Origin of the sequence: Streptomyces sp. NPDC001816, from assembly GCF_042892235.1 — a bacterium.
GTDB lineage: Bacteria > Actinomycetota > Actinomycetes > Streptomycetales > Streptomycetaceae > Streptomyces.
This window is the reverse complement of the sequence record NZ_JBIATY010000002.1, coordinates 274,415-299,794: the sequence shown is the minus strand read 5'-3', so window position 1 is coordinate 299,794 and position 25,380 is coordinate 274,415. Positions and strand designations below refer to the sequence as shown.

Sequence of the window (25,380 nt, the reverse complement as noted above, 5' to 3'; positions counted from 1 at the left end):
GGCACCTTATGACAACACCGTTGACCTGTGAAGTGCACCGGCGGTTTCATCTGCGGTCACCGGGGCCGACCAGGCCCCCCGGTGCGAGCGGAGAACCGGCGATGAGCGAGACCCCCTTCGGTGTGGATCCACCCGCGCGGCCCGAGCTGCGCAAGTCCCTGAGCGTGCTGGACGGCGTCGCTGTCGCCGCGTCCAGTACGGCCGCGACCACCAGCATCGGCATCGGCCTCGGTGTGACGGCCGGTGTGGTCGGCCTGCATCTGCCGGCCATCATGCTGCTGGCCTTCGTGCCGATCCTCGGCATCGCCGGTGCCTACTCCCGGCTGAACAAGGTGGAGCCCAATGCGGGCAACGGCTATGTGTGGGTGGGCCGTTCGCTCAACCCCTGGCTCGGCTTCATGGTGGGCTGGGTGAACTTCGTGGCGAGCATTGCGTTCCTCGCGTACACCACGGCGGTCACCGGTTCCGCGATGCTGCAACTGGCCGGGGACGCGGGCCTGCACCGGATCGGCTCGCTCGCCCTGGATCCGGACTCGACCGCGCAGACCACGGCGGTGGGCATCCTGGTCCTCGTCGCGGTGACCCTCACCGCCGTGACCGGCGTGCGCACCGCGGCCCGGCTGCAGACCTGGCTGCTGGTCTTCGAGTACGTCGTGCTGCTGGGCTTCTGCGGATACGGCATCGTGGCCGGCCCGCACCCCTTCGAGCTGTCCTGGTTCAACCCGTTCGAGATCCCCTCGGCGACCGGGCTGGCGCAGGGGCTGCTGCTGTCGGTGTTCTGCTACTGGGGCTTCGACGCCGCGTTCACCGTCAACGAGGAGGTGCGCGATCCCCGGGACGCCTCCAGGGCCGGGACGATCACCCTGGTGACCATGCTCGGGCTCTTCCTGCTCGGCTCGATCGCCTTCCAACGGGTGCTGTCCGAGGGCGAGCTGGCCGGGCACGGGGCGCAGGGGCTGGCGTACTTCGGTGACCGGCTGGCCGCTCAGCCGCTGGCCGCACTGCCCCTGGTGGCGCTGATGTTCTCGGCGGTGGCCTCGCTGCAGGCCGGGGTCATCCCGACGGCCCGCGGCATGTTCGCGATGAGCCGGGACCGCACCCTCGGACCGGTGTGGGCCAAGGTCAGCCCCCGGTACGGGACGCCGGCGGTCGGAACTGTGCTGATCGGGGCCCTGGCCACGACGGTGGCGGTGCTCGCGCTGGTGATCCCGCGCCTCTCCGACATGATCAATGCGACGGTGAACGCCGTCGGGATCGTCGTCGCCCTGTCCTACGCGCTCACCGCGCTCGCCGCCGCCGTGCGCTTCCGGTCCCTGCTGCGCGAGGACTGGCGGCAGGGGGTACGAGCCGTGGTGCTGCCCACGCTGAGCGCCGTCGCCCTGCTGGGTCTCGGCGGCTACCTCGGCTGGTCCTTCTACAGCTCCGCAGACCACTTCGAGGTCAGCGCGGACAACGGCTGGTTCCTGCTGCTCATGCCGCTGGCGATGATCGTGTCCGGGTTCGTCGTGGCCGCGTGGGCGAAGTGGGTGCGCCGATCACCGTACTTCCGCACCGGCGTCGGCACCGACGCCGACTCCCAGCAGCTTCTGACCACCGCCAACTGACCTACCAGGAAAGGCATCATGCACGCTGATCTGCTCTTCACCGGCGGCCCCGTCCTCACTCCGGACGGCCGCAGCGCGACCGCCGTGGCCGTCACCGGGGGCCGCATCACCGCCGTCGGGCACGACGAGGTGCGCGAGCTGGCCGGGCCGCGCACGGAGGTGGTCGACCTGGCCGGGCGGCTGCTGCTGCCGGGCTTCCAGGACGCGCACGTCCATCCGGTGCCGGCCGGCCTCGAAATGACCCAGTGCGACCTGAGCGGCAGGACGACCGCCGAGGACACCGTGGCCGCGGTGCGCGCGTACGCCGAAGCCCACCCCGAGCGGGAGTGGATCCTCGGCGGCGGCTGGTCGATGGAGGCGTTCGAGGGCGGTACGCCGACGAAGGAACTGCTGGACGCGGTCGTCCCGGACCGGCCGGTGTACCTGCCCAACCGGGACCACCACGGCGCCTGGGTGAACAGCCGCGCGCTGGAGCTGGCCGGCATCGACGGGAACACGCCCGACCCGGCCGACGGACGGATCGAGCGGGACGCCTCGGGCGAGCCGAGCGGCACGCTGCAGGAGGGTGCGATGCAGCTGGTCGGCCGGCTGACCCCGCCCGCCGGGGCGGCGGACCGGCTGGCCGCGCTGCTGCACGCCCAGCGGCATCTGCACGCGCTGGGCATCACCGCCTGGCAGGACGCGCTGATCGGGGACTTCCTCGGCATGGACGACCCGGCCGGGGCGTATCTGACGGCGGCCCGGGACGGCTCGCTGACGGCGCGGGTGACCGGCGCCCTGTGGTGGGACCGGGAGCGCGGGGCCGAGCAGATCCCCGAACTCGTCGAGAAGCGGGCCGCGTCGAGCCATGGCCGGTTCCGCGCGGGCACCGTGAAGCTGATGCTGGACGGGGTCGCCGAGAACCACACGGCCGCGCTGCTCGACCCCTATCTCGACCGGTGCGGCTGCGCGACCGCCAACCGCGGCAAGAGCTTCATCGATCCGGCCCAACTGCCCAAGTACGTGACCGAGCTGGACGCGCTCGGCTTCCAGTGCCACTTCCACGCGCTGGGCGACCGGGCCGTACGGGACGCGCTGGACGCCGTAGAGGCGGCGCGCGCCGTCAACGGGCCGAACGACAACCGGCCGCACCTGGCGCACCTTCAGGTGGTGCACCCGGACGACGTGCCGCGCTTCGCGCGGCTCGGCGCCACCGCGAACATCCAGCCGCTGTGGGCCGCGCACGAGCCGCAGATGGACGAGCTGACCATCCCGTTCCTCGGGCCCGAACGAGCCGCGTGGCAGTACCCGTTCGGGGCGCTGCTGCGCTCCGGGGCACGGCTGGCGGCGGGCAGCGACTGGCCGGTGAGCAGTCCCGATCCGCTGCAGGGCATCCATGTCGCGGTCAACCGCGTGGAACCGGGCAGCACGGGGCCGGTGTTCCTGCCGGACGAGCGGCTGAGCCTGACGGACGCGCTCACGGCGTACACGGCCGGGTCGGCGTACGTGAACCACCTGGACGACACCGGCCGGGTGGCCGTCGGGGCCCTCGCCGACCTGGTGGTGCTGGACCGGGATCCGCTCGCCGGGCCGCCGGAGGCGATCGCGGAGACGAGCGTGGCGCTCACCTATGTGGAAGGCGAGCGGGTGTACGCGGCCGCCGGGGCGTGAGGCGCTCCGTTTGTCACCGGTGCACAAGTACCGCACGGACAACTGTCCTCGAGTGATGAGCCCGCGGGAGTTACCCGCGGGTATCGTCACCAGAGTGCCGAAGAGAGCCGCAGCGGTGGGCGTGGACACGGGCGGCCCGTTCAAGGCGTTGCCCCCGGGTCTGCCGGACCGCCTCAGACCGTATGTCCCCGAGATCACCGAGGAGGTCGTCCGCGCGATCGGGACCGGGATCCCCGAGTACGCGCGCCCCATGGACGACACGTACATGCAGGCCGTGAACCGGGGCGTGGACCATGCGCTGCGCGGGCTGCTGGAGCGGATGGCCCAGCCGGACACCGACTGGGAGCCGGTGCGGGAGACGTACGAGCGCATCGGCCGCGGGGAGGCCGAGGAGGGCCGCAGCCTCGACTCGTTCCAGTCGGCGCTGCGGCTCGGCGCCCGGGTGACCTGGCGCCGGGTCAACGCCCTGGTGGACGGCGGGCTGCTGCCCCGCCATGTGCTGGGCGCCTTCGGTGAGGCACTGTTCCTGCATCTGGACGAGATGGCGGCCGCGGCGACCGCGGCCTACACCGAGGCCCGGCTGCACGCCGCCGGTGAACTCCAGCAGCGGCGGGCCCGGTTGGTGGACCTGCTGACCGCCGATCCCCCGGCCTCGGCGGGGGCGATCGCCGATCTCGCGCATGCCGCGCGCTGGACGATGCCGCGGGCGGTGGCGGTGGTGGCCGTGGACCCCGGGCCCGGCGCGGGGCCGATCGTGCCGCCGGAGTTCCTCACCCGGTTCGACGTCCAGCCCGCGCTGCTGGTGGTGCCCGATCCGGAGGGACCGGGCCGGGCGCGTGCGGTGGCCGGGGCGCTGCAGGGGCTGCGCGCCGCGATGGGGCCCACGGTGGCGCTGAACGAGGGTGCGCGCTCGCTGCGCTGGGCCACCGAGGCGCTGGATCTCGTACGGCGCGGTGTGCTGTCCGGCACGGACCCGGCCGGTGGTGTGGTGCGCTGCCAGGACCACCTGTCCACGCTGCTGCTCCTGCGGGACGACGCACTGCTGGACGCGATGGCCGAGCGCCGGCTGCGCCCGCTGGAACAGGTGCGTCCGCCGCAGCGGGAGCGGCTCGCGGAGACCCTGCTGGGCTGGCTGCAGTCCGGCCGCGGAGTCGCGGAGGTGGCCGCACGTCTGGCCGTGCACCCGCAGACGGTCCGCTACCGGATGCGGCAGCTGGACGAGCTGTTCGGTGAGCTGCTGCACGACCCGGCGGCCCGCTTCGAGATCCAGCTGGCGTTACGGGCCCGGGAGCTGCGCAGGGACGCCGCGGCCGGGGTGTGGACCCCCAGATGACTTCCTGGACAGGTGTCCGGCTATCCTGGACACCTGTCCAAGTAGATGAGGGGGCCGCTGGTCGTGGAGATCGTGGCGAACGTGCTGGTCGGCCTGGTGGCCGCGCTGCACGCGTACATCCTGGTGCTGGAGATGTTCCTGTGGCAGAAGAAGCCGGGTCGGGGCCTGCACGGGTTCGATCCGGAGATGGCCCGGGCGACCGCGCCGCTGGCTGCCAACCAGGGCCTCTACAACGGTTTTCTGGCCGCGGGCCTGGTGTGGGGGCTGATCGCGGCCGACCCGACCGGGATCCGGGTGCAGGTCTTCTTCCTGTCGTGTGTCGTGGTGGCGGGCGTGTTCGGTGCCGTCACGGCCAACCGCCGCATCCTGTTCGCCCAGGCGCTGCCCGGCGCGCTGGCCCTGGCGGCCGTGCTCGTCGCGCGATGACCCCGGCGCCCCAGGAGGACCCGCGGGCCGCGCGCACCCGCGCCCGGCTGCGCGCGGCCCTGCTCGCCGAGTGCGCCGAACGCCCGCTGGAGGAGGTCGGCGTGGCCGCGCTGGTACGCCGGGCCGGGGTGGGCCGGGCCACGTTCTACGTCCACTACGACGGGCTGGAGGCGCTGGCGGTCGACACGTGCGCGGACGTCGTACGGCAGGCGGTGGACGCGCTGCACGCCTGGCGGGGACGGCCCGACCCGGTCAACTCACCGCCCGCGCTGCGGGAGTTCTTCGCGAGCCTCGCCCCGCACGCGGCCCTGTACCGGTCGCTGCTCGCGCCGGGCGGCGGCGGGCCGCTCGGCCGGGTGCTGCACCGGGATCTGCGGGCCCGCAGCCTCGCCGAGCGCGAGCTGGCGGGTGCGGCGGACGCCCCGCTGGTCGCCTCGGCGGTCGCGGCGACCTTCGCGGGGGTCCTCGCGGACTGGCTGCACGGGCTGTTGGAGGCCGGGCCGGAGGAAGTCGCGGACCAGGTCTGGCAGTTGCTGGTCGCGCTGCACCGCAGCCGGTGACGGGTCACTTGCAGGCGGGACCGTTCTTCGTCTGCGGCCAGGCCTCCACTGCGCCGGAGGTGCGGACGTAGGCCGTGTCCTTGTCGTCGGTGAGCCACAGGCGCCGGTCGCGGTAGTGGTACCCGGTGTCATGAGCGCCCGCAGGCATGCGCACGTGCGCGCGGTACGGCGTCGTGAGCAGGCCGTCGCGGCGCAGGACGCCCTCGGGGTCGCGGGCGTAGTGGCGGCCGTCCAGGTCGAGGAAGTGGGCCGACTGCCAGTCGCAGTGTTCCGGGCCGGCGGAACTGCTGAGCCGGCTCACCGGTACCCGCCGGCCGTTCCGGTCCGTCCAGACCTCCCAGCCCTGGGCGGCCGAGAACGTCGCGGGGAGTTCGGCGGGGTCGCAGGAGGCGTTCGTCTCCGGGCCCCAACCGGGCCGGTCCTTCTGGTCCTTGGCCACCACGACGGCCACCTTGGTACGGCCGTTCACGTCGAAGCAGTACAGCACCCGGCCGGGCTCCTCGCGCTCCACGCGGTAGCCGTGGTCGGGCTGCACCGGCTGGAACATGTCGAAGTAGAGCTTGAGCCCCTCTTCCGGTGTGCCGCCGCCGTCCGGCCTTTCCCACCCGTCGGGGCCGCCGCCCTCGAAGATCTCCCCGTCGCACTCCAGCGCCCGGCCCGCGGCTCCGGAGGCCAGCCGCAGGGACCGGGGGCTGTCGTCGTCCACGGCCTTGGTGGGGACGTCGAGCGAACCGCTGTACGGGGTTGCCGGTGGCGTACCGTCGACCACCACCCGTACTCCGGTGCCGTCGTCGCACCCCACCGCCGTCACGGCTGCCAGTACCGCCACGGCCACAAGTCCCCTGCGCATGCCCGCCCCTGTCCCTGGACTGTCTTTGCGCTCCTCCGACGCGGCGACGGACCGAAACGTTCGGGGCTCGACAGGTCTGCCGGACGATCCGGCGGCCGGGACCGAGGCCTCAGAAGGTGAGTACGGGCTTGATCGCCTTGCCCGCGGTCATGTCCCGTACCGCCCGGTCGATGTCCGCGAACGGGTAGGTGCTGATCAGGCGGTGCAGCGGGAGCCGCCCCTCCCGCACCAGGCGGACCAGGGCGGGGATGAAGGTCCGGGTCTCGCCGTCGCCCAGGGTCAGGCCGACGATCCGCTTGCCTGCGAGCAGCCCGTTGACGTCCAGGGAGACCTCGGTGCCGAAGGGCGGGGCGCCGACGACGACCAGGGTGCCGCGGGCGGCGAGCGCGTCGACGCCCTCGCTCAGGACGCCCACGTTGCCCGTCGTCTCGACGACGCCGTCGGCGCCCCGGTAGCCGGTCAGGTGATGGATCAGTTCGGGCACGCTCTCCTCGGTCGAGTCGATCGTGAGGGTCGCGCCCAGTTCCTCGGCGAGTGCCAGCCGTTCGGGGACCCGGTCGACGGCGATGATCGTAGTGGCGGGGGTGAGCGCGGCCGCCATCACCGCCGACAGGCCGACCGCTCCGGCGCCGAGGACGACGAGTGTGCTGCCGGCCTCGGGCTTCAGTACGTTCCAGACGGCGCCGACTCCGGTCTGCACCCCGCAGCCCAGAGGGGCGATCGACTCCAGCGGCACGTCCGGGTCGACCTTGACGAGGCTGCGCTCGTCCACCAGGGCGCGCTCCGCGAACGAGGACTGGCCGAAGAAGTGGCCGCCGAGCGGCTCCCCGCCCCGGCTGACGGTGTGGGTGCCGTCCGCGCGGCGCCCGCCGGTCAGGTTGAGCGGCAGCCAGGTCGCACAGTAGGCGGGGTGGCCGGCGTTGCAGTTGCGGCACCGCCCGCAGGAGGTGAAGGACAGTACGACGTGGTCGCCGGGGGCCACCCCGGTGACCTGGGAGCCGACGGCCTCGACGACGCCCGCGCCCTCGTGGCCCAGCACTCCCGGGAGAGGGAAGGGCAGTGCGCCGCTCGCCACGCCGAGGTCGGTGTGGCACAGGCCGGCCGCCACCATGCGGACGAGCGCCTCGTGCGGTCCGGGGGCGTCGAGTTCGACGTCGGCGAGGGTAAAGGGCGCTCCGCCGGACTCGACGACGGCGGCACGGGTGGTGAGGGTCATCCTGAACTCCTTGGTGATGCCGCTCAGTCGAGCGAGACGACGACGGACTTGACCTTGGTGTAGGCGGCCAGCGCCTCGGGGCCGTACTCGCGGCCGAAACCGGAGTTCTTGACACCGCCGAAGGGCACCGCGGGGTCGAGCAGCGCCCAGTCGTTGATCCAGACGATTCCGGCCTGCAGGCGGGCGGCGATGCGGTGGGCGCGGGCCAGGTTACCGGTCTGGACACCCGAAGCCAGGCCGTAGGGCGTGGAGTTGGCGAGGGCGACGGCCTCGTCCTCGGAGTCGAAGGGCTGCACCGTGAGGACGGGACCGAAGATCTCCTCCTGGATCACCCGGGAGTCGTCGGGCAGGTCGGCGATGACGGTGGGCCGGTAGTAGAAGCCGCCGTCCAGGTCCAGGCGCTCGCCGCCGCAGACGATGCGGCCGCCCTCCTTGCGGGCGAGGTCGACGTACTCCTCGACCTTGCGCAGGTGCCGCTCCCCCGCCATCGGGCCGACGACGGTGTCCGGGTCGCGCGGGTCGCCGACCGGGACGCCGGGGACGGCCTGGGCGAGGATGCCGAGCAGGGTGCCGTAGACCGGGCGGGCGACCAGCAGACGGGGGCCGCCCATGCAGAACTGGCCGGTGTTGAAGACGAATCCCTTGATGACCGCGCCGACCGCTTTCTCCAGGTCGGCGTCCTCGAAGACGATGTGGGCCGCGTTGCCGCCGAGTTCCATGGTGACCGGTTTGAGGGCCTGACCGGCGGTGCCGGCCACGTGCCGGCCGACGGCGGTGGACCCGGTGAAGGCGATCTTGTCGACGCCGGGGTGGGCGAGCAGCGCCTCGCCGGCCACCGGGCCGCTGCCTGTCACGACGTTGACGACACCGGCCGGGACACCCGCCTCGGTGAGCAGCCGGGCCATGTACAGGGCGCTGAGCGGGGTCTCGTCGGCGGGCTTGTGGACGACGGTGTTGCCGGCGGCGAGGGCGGGGCCGAGCTTCGAACCGGCCAGGATCAGCGGGAAGTTGAAGGGGGTGATGGCGGCGACCACGCCGAGCGGCTCGCGCCGGGTGTAGGCGAGGGCGTTGAGGGGGGTGTCGCGGGTGGCGCCGTCGAGGGTGAAGGCGAGGGAGGCGTAGTACTCGTAGTCGCCCGCCGCGTTGGCGATGTCGACGGCCTTGCACAGGGTGAGGGGCTTGCCCACGTCGAGGCTCTCCAGTGCCGCCAGCTCGTCGGCGTTCTCCCGGATCAGCTCGGCGGCGCGGTGCAGGACGCGGCCGCGCTCCCGGCCGCTCAGCCCGGACCACTCCCCCGCGTCGAAGGCCTCGCGGGCGGCGCGTACGGCGGCGTCGACGTCGTCGGCACTCGCCTCGGCGACGGCGGTGACCGGCTGCCCGGTGGAGGGGTCGAGCACCTCTCTGCGGGCGCCGTCGGTGGCCTCGCGCCAGCCGCCGCCGATGAACAGCTGACCCGGACCGGTGTCGGTGGTGGTCGTCATTGCCCGCTCCCCAGCGTAGATCGCCAAGTTTTCAATAAACAGGAATCCTGTTGGTCTGCAGTCTCGTTTCGGTCAGGATTCCTGTCAATGGTCTAGGGTGGGCGCATGGTCGGTACCAGGACAGGCCCGTCGCTGCTCTACATGGTCAAGCAGGTCGAACTCGCCGCGCGCTCCCGCCTGGACGAGCTGGTCAGGCCCGCCGGGATCACGGCCCTGCAGTACACGGCCTTGACCGTGCTGGAGAGGCACGACGGTCTTTCCGCGGCCCGGCTCGCCCGTGACTCGTTCGTCACCGCCCAGTCCATGGCCGACCTCGTGCGCTCCCTGGAGACGCGGGGGCTGATCCGCCGGGAGCGCAATCCGCAGAGCCGGCGCGAGCTGCTGATCCTGCTCACCGACGCCGGGCGCGAGCTGCTGGCGCGGTTCGCCGAGCCGGTGCGGGAGCTGGAGGAGCGGATGGTCGAGGACCTCACGGCGCACCAGCGCGAGCAATTCCGGCGGGCACTCTCGAAGGCGTGGCAGGCGCTGTCGTAGCCGTCCTGGAACCCTGCCGTCCACATCACGAAGCGACACGCGGCGCCAAACTCGAAGACATATGTCAATCGAACATGCTCAAATTCCTTCTATCGAGGGTAACTTGACGGTCGAGACACGGCTTTCCAGGCGCGCGTGGGAGGTGATGCCGTCGTGCAGGAGGGGCCCACGCCACTCACTCGGCATCTGCGCATACGCGAGGACCGCGGGCACACGGTGGTGGAGTTCCGCGGCGAGATCGACATCGCGGCGGCGACGGAGATCGCATCCACCCTGGACCGGATCACCGACCGGCCCGGGGTCCGGATCGTGATCGACCTGCGGTCCGTGGAGTTCTTCGACTGCTCGGGGCTGCGCCTGCTCTACCGAGCCCGCAGCCGGGTGCTGGAGCGGGGCGGGCGGCTGCACCTGGTGTGCACCCACCCGCTGACCCTGCGCGTCTTCCGCGTCACCGGACTCTCCCGGCTGCTGCCGCCGCAGGCGACGCTGGAGGCTGCCCTGGAACAGCCCGAGGCCACGTCCGGATCGCTGTGACGACAGGGCCTAGGCGCCTCTCGGCTCCTCGAAGAGGGCGCTCACGGACTCACCGTTGTGAATGCGGCGAACGGCCTCGGCGAGGGCGGGACCGATGGACAGGATGCGCAGCTTGTCGGTGTGCTCGTCCAGAGGTACCGGGACGGTGTTGGTGCACACGATCTCCAGCACGTCGGGCTGCTCGCTCAGCCGCTTGAGCGCACCGGCCGCGAACAGCCCGTGCGTGCAGGCCACGCGGATCGAGCGCGGCCCCAACTCCCTTAGCTTCTCCAGCAGTTCGAGGACGGTGCTGCCCTTGGCGATCTCGTCGTCCAGGACGATGACGTCCCGGTCGGCCACGTCCCCGATCACGGAGCTGATACTCACCCGGTCGTCCGCGAACCGCTGCTTGGCACCGGCCGCCACCTGCGCGCCGATCAGCCGGGCGAAGGCGGCGGCCTCCTTGGCGTTGCCGAGATCCGGGGAGACGACCGTGGTGCGCGAGAGGTCGTACTGCCGGAAGTGCGCGGCCAGTTCGCGCAGCGCGTGCAGGTGGTCCACCGGCACCGAGAAGAAGCCGTGCACCTGCGGTGCATGCAGGGTCATGGCGAGGACCCGGCTCGCCCCCGCGGCCACCAGCAGGTCGGCGACCAGCCGTCCGCCGAGGGAGATGCGGGGCGCGTCCTTCTTGTCGGAGCGGGCGTAGGAGTAGTGGGGCATGACGACGGTGATCCGGCCGGCCGAGGCGCCCCGGGCCGCGTCGCACATCAGCAGCAGCTCCACCAGGTGCTCCTGCACGGGCCTGACGAGCGGCTGGATCAGGAAGACGTCCCGTTCCCGGCAGTTGGCCTGAAGCTGCACCTCCAGACAGTCGTTGGCGAACCGGCTGACCCGGGTCGGGCTGAGTGGCACGCCCAGGTGGGCGCAGACCTCCTGAGCCAGTTCAGGATGGGCACTGCCACTGAAGACGGCGATGTCTCGCACGATCCGCTCCTCGCATGATCATCACGGGCTGCGTCGATCATGCTACTGGCGGCCGGAGATGCGAGGCACCGGACGGTCAGCCGCCCAGCACCCCGGGCAGGGTCAGCGCGCCCAGCACGGTGGCGCCGACCAGGAGCCAGGCCACGTAGTCGCCGATGTGGCCCGACTGCAGGCGGCGCAGCGGCAGCGCCCAGTCCGGGGCGGCCACCCAGCGCGGGCGGGTCACGGCGAGGGCGGCGAAACCCACGGCGAGCAGGGAGGAGGCCAGGCCCAGCAGGATGCCGTGCGCTGTCCAGCGGACGGAGGCATGGGCGCCGCCCGACCCCGCCTCGTTGACCGAGTCGGCCACCAGAGCGGCGAGGCCGGGGGCCACGCCGACGGCGAAGGCGGCGGCGAGCAGCACGGCGGGCACCGCGGTCATGGAGTCCGGGATGCGGCCGAGTCTCCTGCCGGTCTCGGGCCGCTCGCCGGACCCGCTGGTCTCGTACTCGGCGTCCCTCGGGCGCGGCCCCAGCCCCAGGAACACCCGTGCGGTCACCCGCAGCACCGCGCCCGCGGTCACCGCGGAGGCGAGCACGAACACCACGGTGAGCGGGCCGCCGATCGCCTCCTCGGTGATCGCCTTGCCGAGGGCCGTACCGAACGGCGGCAGGCCCGCGAGGGCGAGCCCACCGATCGCGAACATCACCGCGAACGTGCGCATCCCGCGCGCCCTGCCGTGCAGGGCGTGCTCGTCGACGCTGCCGAACCGGTCCAGGAGGGCGCCTGTGCAGGCGAACAGCGCGGCCTTCACGCCGCCATGCCCGAGGATGTACAGGGCGATCCCATCGTCCCCTTCGGGGGTGAGCACGCCGAGGCCGACGAGGAAGAGGCCGGTGTGCGCGACCGTGGAGTAGGCGAGCAGCCGTTTGATGTGCCGCTGGTACCAGCACATGACGGCGCCGATCGCGGCGGTGAGGACACCCAGGGTCACCAGTGCCCGGGTCAGGTCGGCGGCGGGGATGCCTCCGGGTCCGGCGAATACGGTGCCGTACACGCGCCAGACGCCGTAGGCGCCGAGTTCCACCATGACGCCGGACAACAGCATGCACACCGGGGTGGGGGCGACCGCGTGCGCGTCGGGGAGCCAGAAGTGGAACGGCACGGCGGCCGCCTTCACCAGCAACCCGGTCATGACCAGCACGAACGCGGCGAGGACGAGGGCGTCCGGCCCGCCCTGCGCGGCCGCGCCGTCCACGCCGCGTCCGATCTTCGCCATGGCCAGTTCGCCGGTGCGGGCGTACAGCAGGCCGATGCCCGCCAGCATCGCGTACGCGCCGAGGGAGTTGACGACGCCGAAGGTCAGCGCGCCCTGCACGGCCTTCGCCTCGTCGATCCGGTAGCCGGTCAGCGCGTAGGCGACGACGCTCATCAGCTCGAAGAACACGAACGCGTTGAACAGGTCGCCCGCGAGCGCGAAGCCGCACATCGCGCCCTGGAAGACCAGCATCAGCGCCGGGAACGCACCGGCGTGGCCACGCGGCGGCTCGTCGAAGTAGCGCCAGGAGTAAACCAGCGCCGACAGGGTGAGCAGCGCGGCCAGCGCGGCCATGCCCAGGGCCGGACCGTCCCCGACGAGCACAATGCCGACGCTCTCCCCCTCGACGGGCCGCCAGCCGCCGACCCATTCCACCAGCGGGGGCGAGGAGTTGAGGAGCAGCACGAGCGCGAGGGCGGCCGTGGCGCCGGAGACGACGCACCCTGTGGTCTCGGCGACGGCCCGGGGCAGCCGGCGGCCTGTGGCCACCAGTAGGGCGGCCCCGAGCAGCGGCACCGCGAAGAGCAGCGGGAGCAGGTGGTGCATCAGCCGCGCAGCTCTCTCAGCTCGTCCGGGTCGAGGGTCCCGTGCCGCTTGGCGACCTGCAGGACGAGGGCGAGCAGCAGCGCGGTGACGGTGGCGCCGACGACGATGTCGGTCAGGGTGAGGGCCTGCACGACCGGGTCGACAACCGGCCGGGAGCCCGGCTCGATGTCGGAGAAGACCGGCGCGGTCGCCCCGTCGCGGTAGCCGACGGCCAGCAGCAGGACGTATGTGGACGACTGGCACACGGCCAGGCAGCCCACGGTGTGGATCAGGTTGCGGCTGGTGGCGAGGCCGTAGCAGCCGGCCAGGAAGACGTAGGCGGCGATCAGGTAGGGAAGGACGTGCATCACGGCGTTCTCAACTCCCGTGTTCCTCCTCGATCTCGACGGCCTGGTCCAGGAACCCCGCGAGCAGCAGGACGACCGCGCTCGCCACCTCCATGCCGACGGCCGCGTTCAGCAGGGGGACGGTGCCGCCGGAGGACAGCGTGTTGAAGGTGCCGTACGGCAGCAGCGTGTTGGCCAGGAACGCGGTGCCCGCGAGCAGGCCGGCGAGGCCCAGGACGACGTAGGCGGAGACGGCGAGCGCGTCGCAGACGTCGAACACGCCGAGAGGGCGGACGCGTTCCAGGGCGCGGTAGTCGGCGCCGAGGTACAGCAGGTGCAGTGCGGTCGCGGCGACGACCCCGCCTTGGAAGCCGCCGCCGGGGCTCAGCTGGCCGTGGGCGATGACGTAGAGGCCGGCGAGGAGGGCGACGGGCAGCACGATCAGGGCGTAGCGGCGGACGGGCCGGGCCACTTCGGCGGGCCGCGGCTGCGCCCGGTGCTCGTCGCGGGCCTCGCGCAGGAGCACCAGGCAGCCCAGGACGGCGGCGAACAGGATGCTCGTCTCGCCGAGGGTGTCGTAGGCGCGCTGGTCGAAGTTGACGGAGGCGATCGTGTTCGCGGTGTGCCGGGCGAGGGAGGCGCGGACGGCCCGCTCGCCGTACGGGTGCCATCGGCCACCGAAGGCGGGCAGGTCGAAGCAGGCAGCGACCAGCAGGGCGGCCACCCCCGCGCCGCCCACGGCGAGCAGCCACAGCCGCAGCCACCGGCTCATCGGGCACCGTCCTTGGGCCGGCCGCGCCGCCGGACCTTGCGCACCGACAGCATGATCAGCAGTGGTGTGAGCGCGGAGCCCACGGCCAGCTGCGACAGGCCGACGTCCGGGGCCTGGAGCACGGTGAACAGGACAGCCAGGACGACGCCGAGCACGGACAGCACCAGGGCCTGCCGGGCCGGTTCGCGCTGGGCCACGGCGGCGGTGGCGGAGGCGGCCACGAGCAGCAGGGCCACGACGATCACGGCATCAGCCATGCCGCACCTCCTCGCTCGCACCCAGCACCGCGCCCGCCTCAGGCACCCCGCACCGCCCGGAAGCCACCCGCCAGGGCCCGGGACGCGATGACGTTGCCGCCGATCAGCAGGGCGCCGATCACCAGCAGTTTCACCATCGCCCGGCTCGGGCCGGTGGCCACGCACACCGCCACCACGACCGCCGTGGCCAGGGCGACGGCGGACCAGGTCAGCGCCCAGGCGCGCGGCGGCTCGGCCGCGAGGTCGTCGGCGAGCAGACGGGTGAAGACGAGGGTGCCGACCGGGCCCAGCAGGGCCATCAGCAGGGCGAGGTCGACGTAGGAGGGGCGGCCGTACCCCTGGGCGAGCAGCAGCAGGGCCGGGCAGACCGCGGAGGTGGCCAGGTTCTGGGCCATGACCCGGCGAGGCAGCGGGCCGGTGGCCGTCCCCCACAGGGCGGCCGCCCCTGCCCCGCCGAGTTCGACGGTCGCCGCGAGGAGCCAGCCGTTCACCGCCAGGTCACCGCCCGCCGTCCGGCCCGGGCCAGCAGCGCCCCCGCGGCAGCGGCGCTCGCGCCGACGATCCGCTCCAGGGTGTCGACCGAGCTGATGAACACCAGCCACAGCAAGGCCAGTCCGGCCCACCAGGCCAGGATTTCCCCCAGGACGAGGAAGGCCGTACGCCGGGTCATCCGCCTCCTCCTCGGTCCGCTCTGCATGGGTACGCGGTGTTCTGCCCGATTCGCCGCTCCGGGCATCCAAGCATCGCGGGCCCTGTACCGGACGGCGGCGCGCGGACGGGCAGTCGACTGAGAGATCGTCAGCGAGAGGTCCGTACCAAGGTATTGACGCCCCGTTACTTCACTCCTTAAATCAAGAGTCATCTCACCCCCCACGTGAACGGAGAGTCATGGCCTCCCCACGCCTGCTCCGCAGCTGCCTGTTCGCCGCTCTGTCCGCCGCGCTGGTCGGCTCGGCCGCCGTCGGTCCGGCCCGGGCACAGACCGCGGCCCCGGCGGCCGCGGCCGTGACCACCTTCTCCGACAGCTTCGACGGGCCCGCGGGCGCTGCGGTCGACTCCTCGAAGTGGTCGCTGGAGACCGGCGACAACGTCAACAACCACGAGCGGCAGTACTACACGTCCGGGACCAAGAACGCGGCCCTGGACGGCCAGGGGCATCTGGTGATCACGGCCCGCAAGGAGAACCCGGCGGGCTACCAGTGCTGGTACGGCAGCTGCCAGTACACCTCGGCGCGGATGAACACCGCCGGGAAGTTCAACGCGCAGTACGGCCATGTCGAGGCCCGGATGAAGATCCCTCGCGGGCAGGGCATGTGGCCCGCGTTCTGGATGCTCGGCACTCCGGTGAACTGGCCGGACTCGGGTGAGATCGACGTGATGGAGAACGTCGGGTTCGAGCCCTCGACCGTGCACGGCACCATCCACGGCCCGGGCTACTCCGGCTCGGGCGGCATCGGCGCCGGCTACACCCTGCCGAACGGGCAGGCCTTCGCGGACGCGTTCCACACCTTCGCCGTCGACTGGGCGCCCGACTCGATCACCTGGTCCGTGGACGGGAACGTCTACCAGCGGCGCACACCCGCCGACCTCGGCGGGAAGACCTGGGTGTTCAACAAACCGTTCTTCCTGATCCTGAACCTGGCGGTCGGCGGCTACTGGCCGGGCGACCCGGACGGCTCCACGCAGTTCCCGCAGCAGCTGGTGGTCGACTCGGTGTCGGTGACGACGAGCAACAGCGCGGCCGGTGTCCCGATCCGGGGACTGGCGGGCAAGTGCGTGGACGTGGCCGGCGCGAACTCCGCCAACGGCACCCCGGTCCAGCTCTACGACTGCAACGGCACGGGCGCCCAGCAGTGGACGGTCGGCTCGGACGGCACGATCCGGGCGCTCGGCAGGTGCCTGGACGTCACCGGCAACGGTACGGCGGACGGCTCGACCGTCCAGCTGTGGGACTGCACGGGCGGCCCCAACCAGAAGTGGGCCGTCTCGGCGGCGCACGACATCGTCAATCCGCAGGCGAACAAGTGCCTCGACGTGACCGGGAACAACCCGGCCAACGGCACCCGGCTGCAGATCTGGACGTGCACCGGCGGCGGCAACCAGAAGTGGACGGTCGGCTGAGCCTCCTGCGGATCAGATGGGGGTCCAGTGGTACTGGCCGCCGCCCACCCAGCGGACCGCGTCCGGGTCGTTCAGGTCGTGGATCGTGACGCCGTGGGTGGCGGCGACCTCCAGCACGTCGGTCGCGGTCCTCGCCCGGCCGACCACCTCACCGTCGATCTCCACCACCCGGAAGGGCGGCTCCCCCGGCTTGCCCGGACACACGCCATGCACCAGGACCCGCGGATGGGAGATGTAGGGCACTGCTTGTTCGGTCATGCAATAGAGCGTAGAACGCAACCGGGGCCGACGACTCGTCCGCGGAGCCGTCCAGGCGCCGCGGCCCTTCGGGGCGCGGGCCGGCGGGCGTGCGGGGCGGGTCCGGCTGGGGAACCCTGGAGGGGCATCGCGCGCTGGAGGTGCCCATGGAACCCGTCGCGGCCCTCGACCGGATCGCCTTCCTGCTGGAGCGGTCGCTGGCGCCCACCTACCGGGTGCGGGCCTTCCGGACCGCCGCCCGGATGCTGTCCGCGCTGCCCGAGGACGAGATCGCCGCGCGTGCGGCGGCCGGGACGCTGGAGTCGCTGAAAGGGGTCGGGCCGAAGACCGCGCAGGTGGTGCGGGAGGCCCTGGCCGGGGAGGTGCCCGGCTATCTGCGCACGGTGGAGGAGGAGGCGGGCGGGCCGCTCACCGCCGAGGGCGGCACCGAGCTGCGGGCGCTGCTGCGCGGGGACTGCCACACCCACTCGGACTGGTCCGACGGCGGCAGCCCGATCGAGGAGATGGGGCGTGCGGCGGCCCGGCTCGGCCACGAGTGGACGGCCCTGACCGACCACTCCCCCCGGCTGACCGTGGCACGGGGCCTCAGTGCGGGGCGGCTGCGCGAGCAGCTGGAGGTGGTGGCGGAGCTGAACGCGCGGTGGGCGCCGTTCCGGCTGCTCACCGGCATCGAGTGCGACATCCTGGAGGACGGCTCGCTGGACCAGGAGCCGGAGCTGCTGGAGCGGCTGGACGTCGTCGTGGTGTCCGTGCACTCCAAGCTGCGGATGGACGCCCGCTCGATGACCCGCCGCATGGTGCAGGCCGTACGCGATCCGCACGCGGACATCCTCGGCCACTGCACGGGACGCCTGGTCACGGGCCGTGGCCGGCCGGAGTCGGAGTTCGACGCGGACGAGGTGTTCGCCGCGTGCGCCGAGTCGGGTACGGCCGTGGAGATCAACAGCCGTCCCGAGCGACTGGACCCGCCGCGGCGGCTGCTGCGCCGGGCCGTGGCGGCCGGGGTGCTGTTCTCGGTCGACACCGACGCGCACGCGCCCGGCCAGCTGGACTGGCAGATCCTCGGCTGCGCCCGGGCCGAGGAGTGCGGGGTGCCCGCCGAACGGGTGGTGACGACCTGGCCGGCCGAGGAGCTGCTGGCCTGGACGCGGGAGGGCCGTACGCCCGCCCGGGTGTCATGAGAAAGCCCCGACCGTGACGGGGGAATCACGGCCGGGGCGGCCAGGTGGTGGGCACGGACGGCGGTCGCCTCTCGGCGAAGGGCACCACAGGGCTTCAGCCGAACGATCGTCCCTGTGGGCGGATGGTGAGGCCCGGGGACACTGTCCCGTCCGCACCCACGGCTGGTTCAACGGGCAACCATCTTGTGGTGTTCCAGCAGGGGTCCGTGAGGTGGGTCACGCCGGTCAGCGCGGCGTCCGTTCCTCCAGTGCGGCCCGCCAGGCGGGGTGCCGGTCCTCGGTGGCCTGTTCGGCGCGGCGGCCGCCGCGCGCGAAGAAGTCGGCCAGGGGCAGGATCGCCGCACCGACGGTGACCGCGTCGGGTCCGAGCCGGCCGAGGTCGATGCTGACCTTGTCGGCCGGGTACCGCAGGGCGTACGTCGACGCGTGGCGGCGTACGGCGGGCAGGAACCGGTTGCCGAGCTGGAGTCCGGCCCAGCCGCCGATGAGGATCCGCTCGGGCTGGAAGAGGTTGATCAGGTCGGACAGGCCGGCACCCAGGTACTCGGCGGTCTCCTCCAGAACGGCGAGCGCGACCGGGTCGGGGTCCCTGCCTTCGGTCGGGTACGCGGCGGCGAGCATCGCGGTGAGCGCGGTCTCCTCGTCGACGCTCTCGGGTGGCCGTCCGCCCTCCTCGCGCCAGCGGGCGAGCAGCGACTCGGCACCGGCGTAGGCCTCCAGGCAGCCCGGCGCACCGCACCGGCAGCGGCGCCCCCGGACCCGTACGGTCAGATGACCCCACTCGACGGCCCGCCCGTACTCCACCTCGGGGGTGACCAGACAGGCGCCGACGCCCGAGCCGAAGAGCACGACCACCGCGTTACGGGCGCCCCGCCCGCCGCCGAACCACATCTCGGCCTGGCCCAGGGTCTTGGCGCCGTTGTCTATGAAGTACCGCACGGTGTCCGGCAGTCGGGAGGTCGAGCGGAGCAGCCGCTCCAGCGGGACCGCGTCCCAGCCGATGGTCTGTCCGTGCACGACAGCGCCCCGGTCCGCCGTGTGCTCGACGATGCCCGGGACGCCGACGCCGACGCCGAGCAGCCGCTCGGGCGAGGCCCCCTCGGCCTCGAGGACCTCGGCGATGCCGTCGCGGATGTGGCCGACGATCACGTCGACGTCGTAGCCCTGTTGGGTGAGCGGGCGTTCGGTGCGGGCGAGTTCGGTGAGGGCCAGATCGAACAGCTCGACGCGGACGCGGGTCTCGCCGACGTCGACGCCGATCATCTGGCCGCTGTGCGGGGAGACGCGCAGCAGGGTGCGCGGGCGGCCGCCGTCGGAATCGACGCTGCCCGCCTCCTCGACCAGTCCGTCGGCGACCAGGTCCGCGACCACGTTGCTGACCGAGCCGGAACTCAGTCCGGTGACCGGGCCCAGTTCGAAGCGGCTGAGCGGGCCGTCGAAGTACAACCGTTGCAGCACGGCCGTGCGATTGCCCCGTCTGAGGTCGCGTACCGTTCGCCCGTTCCGCCCCGCCATGTGGCTCCCTTCGAACCAGGTCCCGACCTGCAACATACCCCTCGGAACAGGCTGCACGCGACTTTCGGACAACCCTTATTTCATGTGCTGAGCTAAGCGTCGGCCGTCTTGATCTCATCCAGCGCGGCGACGAGTTCCGGGGCGACGGTCTCCTGGGCCCAGCGGGCGTGGCCCTCGTCGACCGCCCGTGGGACCGTCTCGACCAGCATGATCAGGTAGAGGTAGGCGCGGTAGAGGGCGAGCCGCAGGCTTTCCGCGCACCCGAGCGCGGCGCGGCCGCCGGCCTGCCCGTAGCCCGCGAGGAAGGCCTCGTCCTTCGCGATGTCGTCCAGCAGGGCGAGGGAGACGAAGTCGGCGAGGGGATCGCCCCAGAACATGCGCTCGCCGTCGATCAGGCCGCCGATGCGGGGGCCGTCGGGTGTGCGCTCGACGAGGATGTTGCCCGGCCACAGGTCGAAGTGGACCGGACGCGGGACGGTGACCTCGTCCAGGGCGTCGTACGCGGCCCGGGCTGTACGGGCCACCTCGTCGACGGGGCGGGGCAGCCGGGCCCGGTAGCGGCGGGCGTCGTCCAGGACGGCTTCGAACATCGCGGTGAACGCCGTCCGCCAGTCGGGGGCGAGCGGGCCGAGGGCACCGGACGGGTAGCCGAAGCCGGGCCCGGTCACCCGGTGCAGGCGGGCGACCTGCCGGCCCAACTCCCCACGGAGGTCGGCCCGTTCGGCGTCGGTGAGGCTGTCGTCCCAGGGGGTGCCGGGGCAGGCGGTCTGCAGCAGGTGCCGTACCTCGGGGCCGTCGTCGGCGTGGAGTGTGCGGGGCGCGGGGACGCCGGCCTCTTCGGCCGCGCGGCTGAACACCGCCTCGGAGTGCAGCAGCCGGACCTCGTAGCGCAGGCCCGGTACCGTCGGCGCGGCCTTCAGGACGCAGCGGGTGCCGTCGGTGAGCCGCAGTTCCTCGACGGTGTTGTAGGTGCCGCCGCTCAGCGGGCGCACTCCGGCCAGCCGGCCGGGGTCGATGCCCGCCGCGGTCAGGACCCGCCGGGCCCGCTCCTCCGGCTCCCCCATCGCGCGCCCCCTTCCCACGGCGTCAGCCCGCCGCGTACACGTCCTCGACGTAACGCCCGTCCGCCATCAGCGAGTCGAGCCACCACCCGGCGGCCGCCTCGTCGGCGCCGGGAGTCCGTTCCCGGTACAGGGTACGGAACGCCTCGCGAACTCCTGGTGCCATACGGGAGCCGTCGCCGCAGACATGGACCCGGGCTCCTGCGGTGAGCAGTTCCCAGACCTCGTCGGCCTCGGCGGCGATGCGGTGCTGCACGAACAGGGCGCCGTTCTCCGGGGTGGCGCTGAAGGCCGGGCGGAGGCGGACGGCTCCGGCGGCCCCGGCGGCGCGGAGTTCACCGGCGTGCAGGAAGTCGGCGTCAGGGGCGTCGCAGCCGAAGTAGAGCAGCGCCGGGGGCAGTTCGGTGCCTGCGGCACGGGCCGCGGTGCGGTCGGCGACGGCTGCGCGGCACGGGGCGAGTCCGGTGCCCGCGGCGATCATCACGACGGGTGCGCTGCCGTCGGTCCGGAACACCTCCCGGCAGGGCTGGACGCGGGCGTACACGGTGTCGCCGGGCATCTCGCCGCCCTGCGGCCCGGCTTGCCCATGGGGGTCCCCCCGCTCGAGCGCAGCCGAGAGTGGGGGAGTGCGGGGGCGTCCAGCACGGAGACCATCAGGTCGGCGTGGTGCGGGTCGGCCGCCGGGTAGGAGGAGATGGAGTAGTGGCGCGGGCGCAGCGGGGTCAGCAGGTCGAGGAGGTGCGGCCAGTCCAGGGCGCCGCGCAGGGCGGGGTGGTCCTCGGCGATCTCCACCAGGGTGCGCGAGTCCTCGCCGGTCAGGGCCGCGAGGGCGGCGCACTCGGGCGGGCAGGGGTTGGCCACGGCGAGCAGGGCCAGCCGGCGTGCGGTCGGCCGCTCCTGCAACTCGACGTGGTGCGTGAGCAGTTGGCGTGCGGTGAGCGGGCGGTCCACGGCGAGGCCGTCGCGGCGCTGGCGGGTGGCCCGGATGTCCAGGACGGCGTCGAGGTCGACGCCGAGCGCGGCGGCGGCGCGCTCCACGAGGCCGGGGGCGTTGGCGGGGAGCACAGTCAGGTGGTCGGCGGTGCGGTAGGTGACGCCGTCGGGCAGGGCGACGCGCAGGAACCGCTTGGTGCGCGGGTGTCCCGGCGCGGTGAGGTCGTACGCCTCGATGACGGTCATGGGGACCAGCCCGTGCCGCTCGGCCACGGCGTCCAGCGGGCCGCCGGTGACGGTGCGGACCTCGTACGCCGTTGCGGGCTCCTCCTCGGTGCCGGTGACGGCGTCCGGGTCGCCGTACTCCCGGAGCAGGGCGGTGCGCAGCCGGGCGGTGAAGTCGCGGACGGTGCCGCTCAGGTCGCCGGAGGCGTCGGCGGCGGCGCGGTCGGTCAGCCGGGTGGCGCCGAGTTCGGCGAGGCGGGCGTCGACGCGGATGGGGACACACTGGTAGGTGGCGGCCCAGGTGCGGCTGCGGGTCCAGGGCGAGCGCGAGGCCCATAGCGAGCCGGAGCCGCCGGTCACCCCGGTGGAAGGCCAGGTGCTGGCGCTCCTGTCGGGGGCGCCACCACGACCCGGGCGGCGCGTGAGCTGGGCCTGAGCAAGGACGGCGTCACCTACCACACGGGCGGCCCGGAAAACCATTCGCCCACCCTCCCTTTGGCTGCCTAGGCTAGCCATGAACCTAGACCCTCTAGGTTCATGGCATCGAACCCGGAAGGCCTCCCATGAAGTCCCTCACCGAGCAGGACATCCGCAACTCGTTCATCAACTGCTCCAAGGGCGACGCCAAGCGCCTGGCGGTCCCGCGTGACCTCGGTGAACAGCCGTGGGGAGACCTGGACTTCCTCGGGTGGCGGGATCCCGGGGCGCCCGACCGCAGTTATCTGGTCACCGAGCGGGAGGGCAGGCTCGTGGGTGTCGCGATGCGCTTCCCGGCCTCGCGGCGCGGGTTCCTGCACCGCAGCATGTGTTCGGTGTGCCTGACCACGCATCCCGGCGGCGGGGTGTCGCTGATGACCGCCCGGAAGGCGGGCGCGGCGGGACGTGAGGGCAACTCGGTCGGGGTGTACATGTGCACGGACCTGGCGTGCTCGCTGTACGTGCGCGGGAAGAAGGCGCCGGAGTCCGGGAGCCGGTTCGAGGAGAGCCTGACCCTGGAGGAGCAGATCGCCCGTACGACCGGCAACCTGTCCGCCTTCGTCGACAAGCTCTACGTCTGAAAGCTCTACGTCCGACGCCCCCCGCACATCTTCCCTTGACCGGCGAGATCAATGTAGAAGTCGTTGCGGACAGATCCGGTCCTCGACCGATCACGTTCGACCCGCCTCCGGAATGGGAACAGGCCAAGGGATGCACGACGAACGCAAGTGGAGCGAGCCACTCCTGCGCCTGGTGGGACGCCGCGGAGAACCGGTGGTCGTCCAGACGCTGCGGTCGGCCGCAGCGGCCACGATCGCCTACGTCATCGCGCTGCGCCTGAGCCCCGAGCCGGCCCCGCTGACCGCACCCCTGACCGCCCTGCTGGTCGTCCAGGTCACCTTCTACGCCACGCTCACCAACGGCATCCGCCGGGTGAACTCGGTGGTGGCCGGGGTGCTGGTCGCCATCGCCTTCAGCCTGCTGGTGGGGCTGACCTGGTGGAGCCTCGCGCTGCTGATCGTGGCCTCGCTGGCCGTGGGGCACCTGGTGCGCGTCGACGAGTACGTGGCCGAGGTGGCGATCAGCGCCATGCTGGTGCTCGGGGTCACCACGGTCGGCTTCACCGCCTGGGCGCGGATCGTGGAGACGCTGATCGGCGCGGTCGTCGGCATGGCCTGCAACCTGCTGCTCCCGCCCCCGGTCTGGGTGGACGAGGCGGGCCGGTCGATCGAGGGTCTGGCACGCCGGGTACGGCAGTTGATGCTGCGGATGGGCGAGGAGGCCGCGGGCCGCACCCCCTGGGAGCAGGCGGCCGAACGGCTGCACGAAGCGCGCCGGCTGGACCACGACATCGTCCAGGTGGACGCGGCGCTGCGGCAGGCCGAGGACAGCCTGCGGCTCAATCCGCGCGTCAAGGAGGGCCTGCTGCACCGGGTGGTGCTGCGCACCGGACTGGACACGCTGGAGATCTGCACGGTCGTGCTGCGGGTGCTGGCCCGCACCTTCACGGACCTGGCGAAGACCCGCGGCTCCGAGGAACTGTTCCCGCCCCGGGTCGGGGCGACGGTGGAACAACTGCTGTCCGAGATCGCCGACGCCGTGGTCAGCTTCGCGGTGCTGGTGACCACCCATCTGAGCGAGAACGCCGAGTCGGCGGAGGCCCGCCTGACGGCCGAGCTGACCACCGCGGCCGCCACCCGCGACCGCCTCGCCGAGCTGCTCCGGGAGGAGATCGGCGAGGACCCGACGAACTGGCACCTGATGGGCGCCGTACTGACCGAGGTGAACCGGATCATCGACGAACTCGACACCGAGCACCGCGCCCGGCGCCTGCTGGAGGAGCTGGACCAGGTGTCCCGGGAGCACCGGGCCAAGCTGCCGAGGATGAACCGGCTGCGCGAGCGCCTCGGCGTCCAGGAGGAGCTGTGGCGGAACCGTACGGGGGTCAGCGGGCGTTCTCGGTGAGGGAGCGCCGGGGCGGGGCCGGCACCGAAATCGAGGGAGCGGGCCTATGGCCGACACCGGGGTACGGATCGACGGGAACACGCTGCGACTGCCCGGCGGAGTGGCGGTGCGGTTCATCCGCACGCTGCGACTGCCGGAGACGGGCACGCATCCGCTTCCGCCGGGGCTCGGCGAGTTCCCGGTCAGGCGGGTGTCCGACTACGCCGACCGGGTCCCCGAGGAGTGGCGGGCGCGCGGTGGCGTGATGCTGCCGGTGTATCTGCGCGAGGCGATGTGGCTGAGTTTCGGCGGTACGAAGGAGCCGGCCGCCCTCCAGGTCGGCGTGGGCAAGGTGTGCGCCGTCTCCGGCAAGCCGTGGCGCGACCGGCTCTCCCGTGACCCGCAGAACTACGTGGTGCTGCCCCGCCAGCCCTGGCTGGACGGCATCAACTCGGGCAAGGGGACGGTCCGCCAGTTCGTCGCCGTACCGCTCGGTCTCGGTGCGACCGTGGAGGGTCAGGTCACGGGCGAGGAGGTGTGGGGCGGCGTACAGCTGCAGTCGTTCCCGCTGACGGACGAGGCCCTGGGTGAGTGGCGGCGCCTTGAGCGGGAGCGGGAGCGGAAGGCGCGGGCGTCCGCGAAGGTCCGCGGCTACGGCGCGCCGCTCCCCATGGCCGCCGCCGCACCCGGCGGGCCCCTGCCGCCTCCCTCCGCCCCGGCCGCGCCCGGCGGGCCGGCCGCCGCGCCCCCGCGGCGCGCGGCGGCCATGGGCCTCGGGGTCGGCGGCTCGATGCGCCAGGAGGTCTACGCGGACGACCGGCCACTCACGGACTGGGCCGGGACACCCTCCGGGCGCGTGTTCGTCCACCTGGTCACGCCCCCGGAGTGGCGCCGCATCACGGGCGAGGCGCCGCCGCCGTCACCGGTGGACCGGGCGGCCTACACGAGCGCGGGGCTGCCCTGGTTCGACTACTACGACGAGGACGCCGAGGATCTCGCTCCCACGGAGGCCCTGGAGGACGTCAAGCCGGTCGGCGACTGGCTCGGGGACGATCTGGACCCCTGGCAGAAGCCGCACCCGGGCCAGGTGACACCGCTGAAGGACGCGCCGGGCAAGCCGGTCGAGGACGGGGAGTGGTAGCCCGACAGCCATTGCATCCTCCGCAACACCTGTTGCTGTTCTTGCCTTTGCCGGTGGATCCACGCCAAGGTGACTGTCACGAGCGGGGCAACCGATGACCTGAGGTGCGGGATGGACAGGGACGCGCGGGCGACGCGACGGGGATCCCCCCTGCTCGGGCGAAGCCGGGAGCAGG

Annotated in this window: 25 protein-coding genes and 1 pseudogene; 12 read left to right on the top strand and 14 right to left on the bottom strand. The window is 72.7% G+C overall.

The window, feature by feature from the left end:
- Window positions 1–101: 101 nt before the first annotated feature.
- The 5 genes from ACFYZZ_RS07060 to ACFYZZ_RS07040 all read left to right on the top strand — a co-directional run bounded on the left by ACFYZZ_RS07060 (window position 102) and on the right by ACFYZZ_RS07040 (window position 5,573).
- Window positions 102–1,604 (top strand): APC family permease, encoded by a 1,503-nt coding sequence (locus ACFYZZ_RS07060; protein WP_389172509.1) that lies wholly within the window; start codon window positions 102–104, stop codon window positions 1,602–1,604.
- Window positions 1,605–1,622: 18 nt separating this feature from the next.
- The gene (locus tag ACFYZZ_RS07055) at window positions 1,623–3,254 is read left to right on the top strand and encodes an amidohydrolase (RefSeq protein ID WP_389172507.1); all 1,632 of its coding nucleotides are present in this window, start codon (window positions 1,623–1,625) and stop codon (window positions 3,252–3,254) included.
- A 94-nt stretch (window positions 3,255–3,348) separates the two neighbouring features.
- Window positions 3,349–4,587: a helix-turn-helix domain-containing protein gene (locus tag ACFYZZ_RS07050; RefSeq protein ID WP_389172505.1), complete on the top strand. Its 1,239-nt coding sequence runs from the start codon at window positions 3,349–3,351 to the stop codon at window positions 4,585–4,587.
- A 63-nt stretch (window positions 4,588–4,650) separates the two neighbouring features.
- Window positions 4,651–5,013, top strand: a complete 363-nt coding sequence (locus ACFYZZ_RS07045; RefSeq protein ID WP_389173652.1) for a DUF1304 domain-containing protein — start codon at window positions 4,651–4,653, stop codon at window positions 5,011–5,013.
- On the top strand, window positions 5,010–5,573 hold the full coding sequence (locus ACFYZZ_RS07040) for a TetR/AcrR family transcriptional regulator (RefSeq protein ID WP_386578026.1): 564 nt from the start codon (window positions 5,010–5,012) through the stop codon (window positions 5,571–5,573). The genes ACFYZZ_RS07045 and ACFYZZ_RS07040 overlap by 4 nt, the downstream gene beginning before the upstream one ends.
- A gap of 4 nt (window positions 5,574–5,577) precedes the next feature.
- Here ACFYZZ_RS07040 and ACFYZZ_RS07035 read toward each other — a convergent pair whose 3' ends face one another.
- The 3 genes from ACFYZZ_RS07035 to ACFYZZ_RS07025 form a co-directional block, all read right to left on the bottom strand.
- Window positions 5,578–6,423 carry a hypothetical protein gene (locus ACFYZZ_RS07035; protein WP_389172503.1) on the bottom strand — a complete coding sequence of 282 codons (846 nt, stop codon included), beginning with the start codon at window positions 6,421–6,423 and terminating at the stop codon, window positions 5,578–5,580.
- Between the two features lie 109 nt (window positions 6,424–6,532).
- Entirely contained in the window at window positions 6,533–7,639 is a 1,107-nt protein-coding gene (locus ACFYZZ_RS07030; RefSeq protein WP_389172501.1) for an NAD(P)-dependent alcohol dehydrogenase, read from the bottom strand.
- A gap of 23 nt (window positions 7,640–7,662) precedes the next feature.
- Window positions 7,663–9,120, bottom strand: coding sequence for an aldehyde dehydrogenase family protein (locus ACFYZZ_RS07025; protein ID WP_389172499.1), 1,458 nt, complete (start codon window positions 9,118–9,120; stop codon window positions 7,663–7,665).
- Window positions 9,121–9,225: 105 nt separating this feature from the next.
- On the opposite strand from ACFYZZ_RS07025, the gene ACFYZZ_RS07020 reads away from it, so the two are divergent.
- Window positions 9,226–9,654: a MarR family winged helix-turn-helix transcriptional regulator gene (locus ACFYZZ_RS07020; protein ID WP_389172498.1), complete on the top strand. Its 429-nt coding sequence runs from the start codon at window positions 9,226–9,228 to the stop codon at window positions 9,652–9,654.
- A gap of 153 nt (window positions 9,655–9,807) precedes the next feature.
- A complete protein-coding gene (locus ACFYZZ_RS07015) occupies window positions 9,808–10,188 on the top strand; it encodes an anti-sigma factor antagonist (RefSeq protein WP_389172496.1) in 381 nt (126 codons plus the stop codon).
- A 9-nt stretch (window positions 10,189–10,197) separates the two neighbouring features.
- Here ACFYZZ_RS07015 and ACFYZZ_RS07010 read toward each other — a convergent pair whose 3' ends face one another.
- The 7 genes from ACFYZZ_RS07010 to ACFYZZ_RS06980 all read right to left on the bottom strand — a co-directional run bounded on the left by ACFYZZ_RS07010 (window position 10,198) and on the right by ACFYZZ_RS06980 (window position 15,019).
- Window positions 10,198–11,151: a ribose-phosphate diphosphokinase gene (locus ACFYZZ_RS07010; RefSeq protein ID WP_389172494.1), complete on the bottom strand. Its 954-nt coding sequence runs from the start codon at window positions 11,149–11,151 to the stop codon at window positions 10,198–10,200.
- Window positions 11,152–11,227: 76 nt separating this feature from the next.
- Window positions 11,228–12,994: a complex I subunit 5 family protein gene (locus ACFYZZ_RS07005; protein ID WP_389172492.1), complete on the bottom strand. Its 1,767-nt coding sequence runs from the start codon at window positions 12,992–12,994 to the stop codon at window positions 11,228–11,230.
- On the bottom strand, window positions 12,994–13,341 hold the full coding sequence (locus tag ACFYZZ_RS07000) for a sodium:proton antiporter (protein WP_389172490.1): 348 nt from the start codon (window positions 13,339–13,341) through the stop codon (window positions 12,994–12,996). The genes ACFYZZ_RS07005 and ACFYZZ_RS07000 overlap by 1 nt, the downstream gene beginning before the upstream one ends.
- Window positions 13,342–13,351: 10 nt before the next feature.
- Window positions 13,352–14,092, bottom strand: a complete 741-nt coding sequence (locus ACFYZZ_RS06995) for an MnhB domain-containing protein (protein WP_389172488.1) — start codon at window positions 14,090–14,092, stop codon at window positions 13,352–13,354.
- On the bottom strand, window positions 14,089–14,349 hold the full coding sequence (locus tag ACFYZZ_RS06990; protein ID WP_389172487.1) for a Na(+)/H(+) antiporter subunit B: 261 nt from the start codon (window positions 14,347–14,349) through the stop codon (window positions 14,089–14,091). Before ACFYZZ_RS06990 ends, ACFYZZ_RS06995 begins: the two co-directional genes overlap by 4 nt.
- Before the next feature lie 38 nt (window positions 14,350–14,387).
- The gene (locus tag ACFYZZ_RS06985; protein WP_389172485.1) at window positions 14,388–14,840 is read right to left on the bottom strand and encodes an MrpF/PhaF family protein; all 453 of its coding nucleotides are present in this window, start codon (window positions 14,838–14,840) and stop codon (window positions 14,388–14,390) included.
- Window positions 14,837–15,019: a hypothetical protein gene (locus ACFYZZ_RS06980; RefSeq protein WP_389172483.1), complete on the bottom strand. Its 183-nt coding sequence runs from the start codon at window positions 15,017–15,019 to the stop codon at window positions 14,837–14,839. The genes ACFYZZ_RS06985 and ACFYZZ_RS06980 overlap by 4 nt, the downstream gene beginning before the upstream one ends.
- A 218-nt stretch (window positions 15,020–15,237) precedes the next feature.
- Between ACFYZZ_RS06980 and ACFYZZ_RS06975 the strand changes: the two genes are divergently transcribed.
- Window positions 15,238–16,470 carry a ricin-type beta-trefoil lectin domain protein gene (locus ACFYZZ_RS06975; protein WP_389172481.1) on the top strand — a complete coding sequence of 411 codons (1,233 nt, stop codon included), beginning with the start codon at window positions 15,238–15,240 and terminating at the stop codon, window positions 16,468–16,470.
- A 12-nt stretch (window positions 16,471–16,482) separates the two neighbouring features.
- On the opposite strand, the gene ACFYZZ_RS06970 is transcribed toward ACFYZZ_RS06975, so the two are convergent.
- Window positions 16,483–16,728, bottom strand: a complete 246-nt coding sequence (locus tag ACFYZZ_RS06970) for a hypothetical protein (RefSeq protein ID WP_389172479.1) — start codon at window positions 16,726–16,728, stop codon at window positions 16,483–16,485.
- Window positions 16,729–16,874: 146 nt separating this feature from the next.
- Between ACFYZZ_RS06970 and ACFYZZ_RS06965 the strand changes: the two genes are divergently transcribed.
- Window positions 16,875–17,909, top strand: a complete 1,035-nt coding sequence (locus tag ACFYZZ_RS06965; RefSeq protein WP_389172478.1) for a PHP domain-containing protein — start codon at window positions 16,875–16,877, stop codon at window positions 17,907–17,909.
- 225 nt (window positions 17,910–18,134) lie between these two features.
- Here the strand turns inward: ACFYZZ_RS06965 and ACFYZZ_RS06960 are convergent, their stop codons facing one another.
- The 3 genes and pseudogenes from ACFYZZ_RS06960 to ACFYZZ_RS06950 all read right to left on the bottom strand — a co-directional run.
- The gene (locus ACFYZZ_RS06960) at window positions 18,135–19,424 is read right to left on the bottom strand and encodes an ROK family protein (protein WP_389172476.1); all 1,290 of its coding nucleotides are present in this window, start codon (window positions 19,422–19,424) and stop codon (window positions 18,135–18,137) included.
- A gap of 92 nt (window positions 19,425–19,516) precedes the next feature.
- Window positions 19,517–20,488 (bottom strand): phosphotransferase family protein, encoded by a 972-nt coding sequence (locus ACFYZZ_RS06955; RefSeq protein WP_389172474.1) that lies wholly within the window; start codon window positions 20,486–20,488, stop codon window positions 19,517–19,519.
- A 22-nt stretch (window positions 20,489–20,510) separates the two neighbouring features.
- Window positions 20,511–21,949, bottom strand: a pseudogene (locus ACFYZZ_RS06950) (reductase); the annotation flags it as partial.
- Window positions 21,950–22,206: 257 nt separating this feature from the next.
- Between ACFYZZ_RS06950 and ACFYZZ_RS06945 the strand changes: the two are divergent.
- The 3 genes from ACFYZZ_RS06945 to ACFYZZ_RS06935 all read left to right on the top strand — a co-directional run bounded on the left by ACFYZZ_RS06945 (window position 22,207) and on the right by ACFYZZ_RS06935 (window position 25,205).
- A complete protein-coding gene (locus ACFYZZ_RS06945; protein ID WP_389172472.1) occupies window positions 22,207–22,701 on the top strand; it encodes an FBP domain-containing protein in 495 nt (164 codons plus the stop codon).
- Window positions 22,702–22,831: 130 nt separating this feature from the next.
- A complete protein-coding gene (locus ACFYZZ_RS06940) occupies window positions 22,832–24,085 on the top strand; it encodes an aromatic acid exporter family protein (RefSeq protein ID WP_389172470.1) in 1,254 nt (417 codons plus the stop codon).
- Window positions 24,086–24,131: 46 nt separating this feature from the next.
- Window positions 24,132–25,205, top strand: coding sequence for a hypothetical protein (locus tag ACFYZZ_RS06935; protein ID WP_389172468.1), 1,074 nt, complete (start codon window positions 24,132–24,134; stop codon window positions 25,203–25,205).
- Window positions 25,206–25,380: the final 175 nt, after the last annotated feature.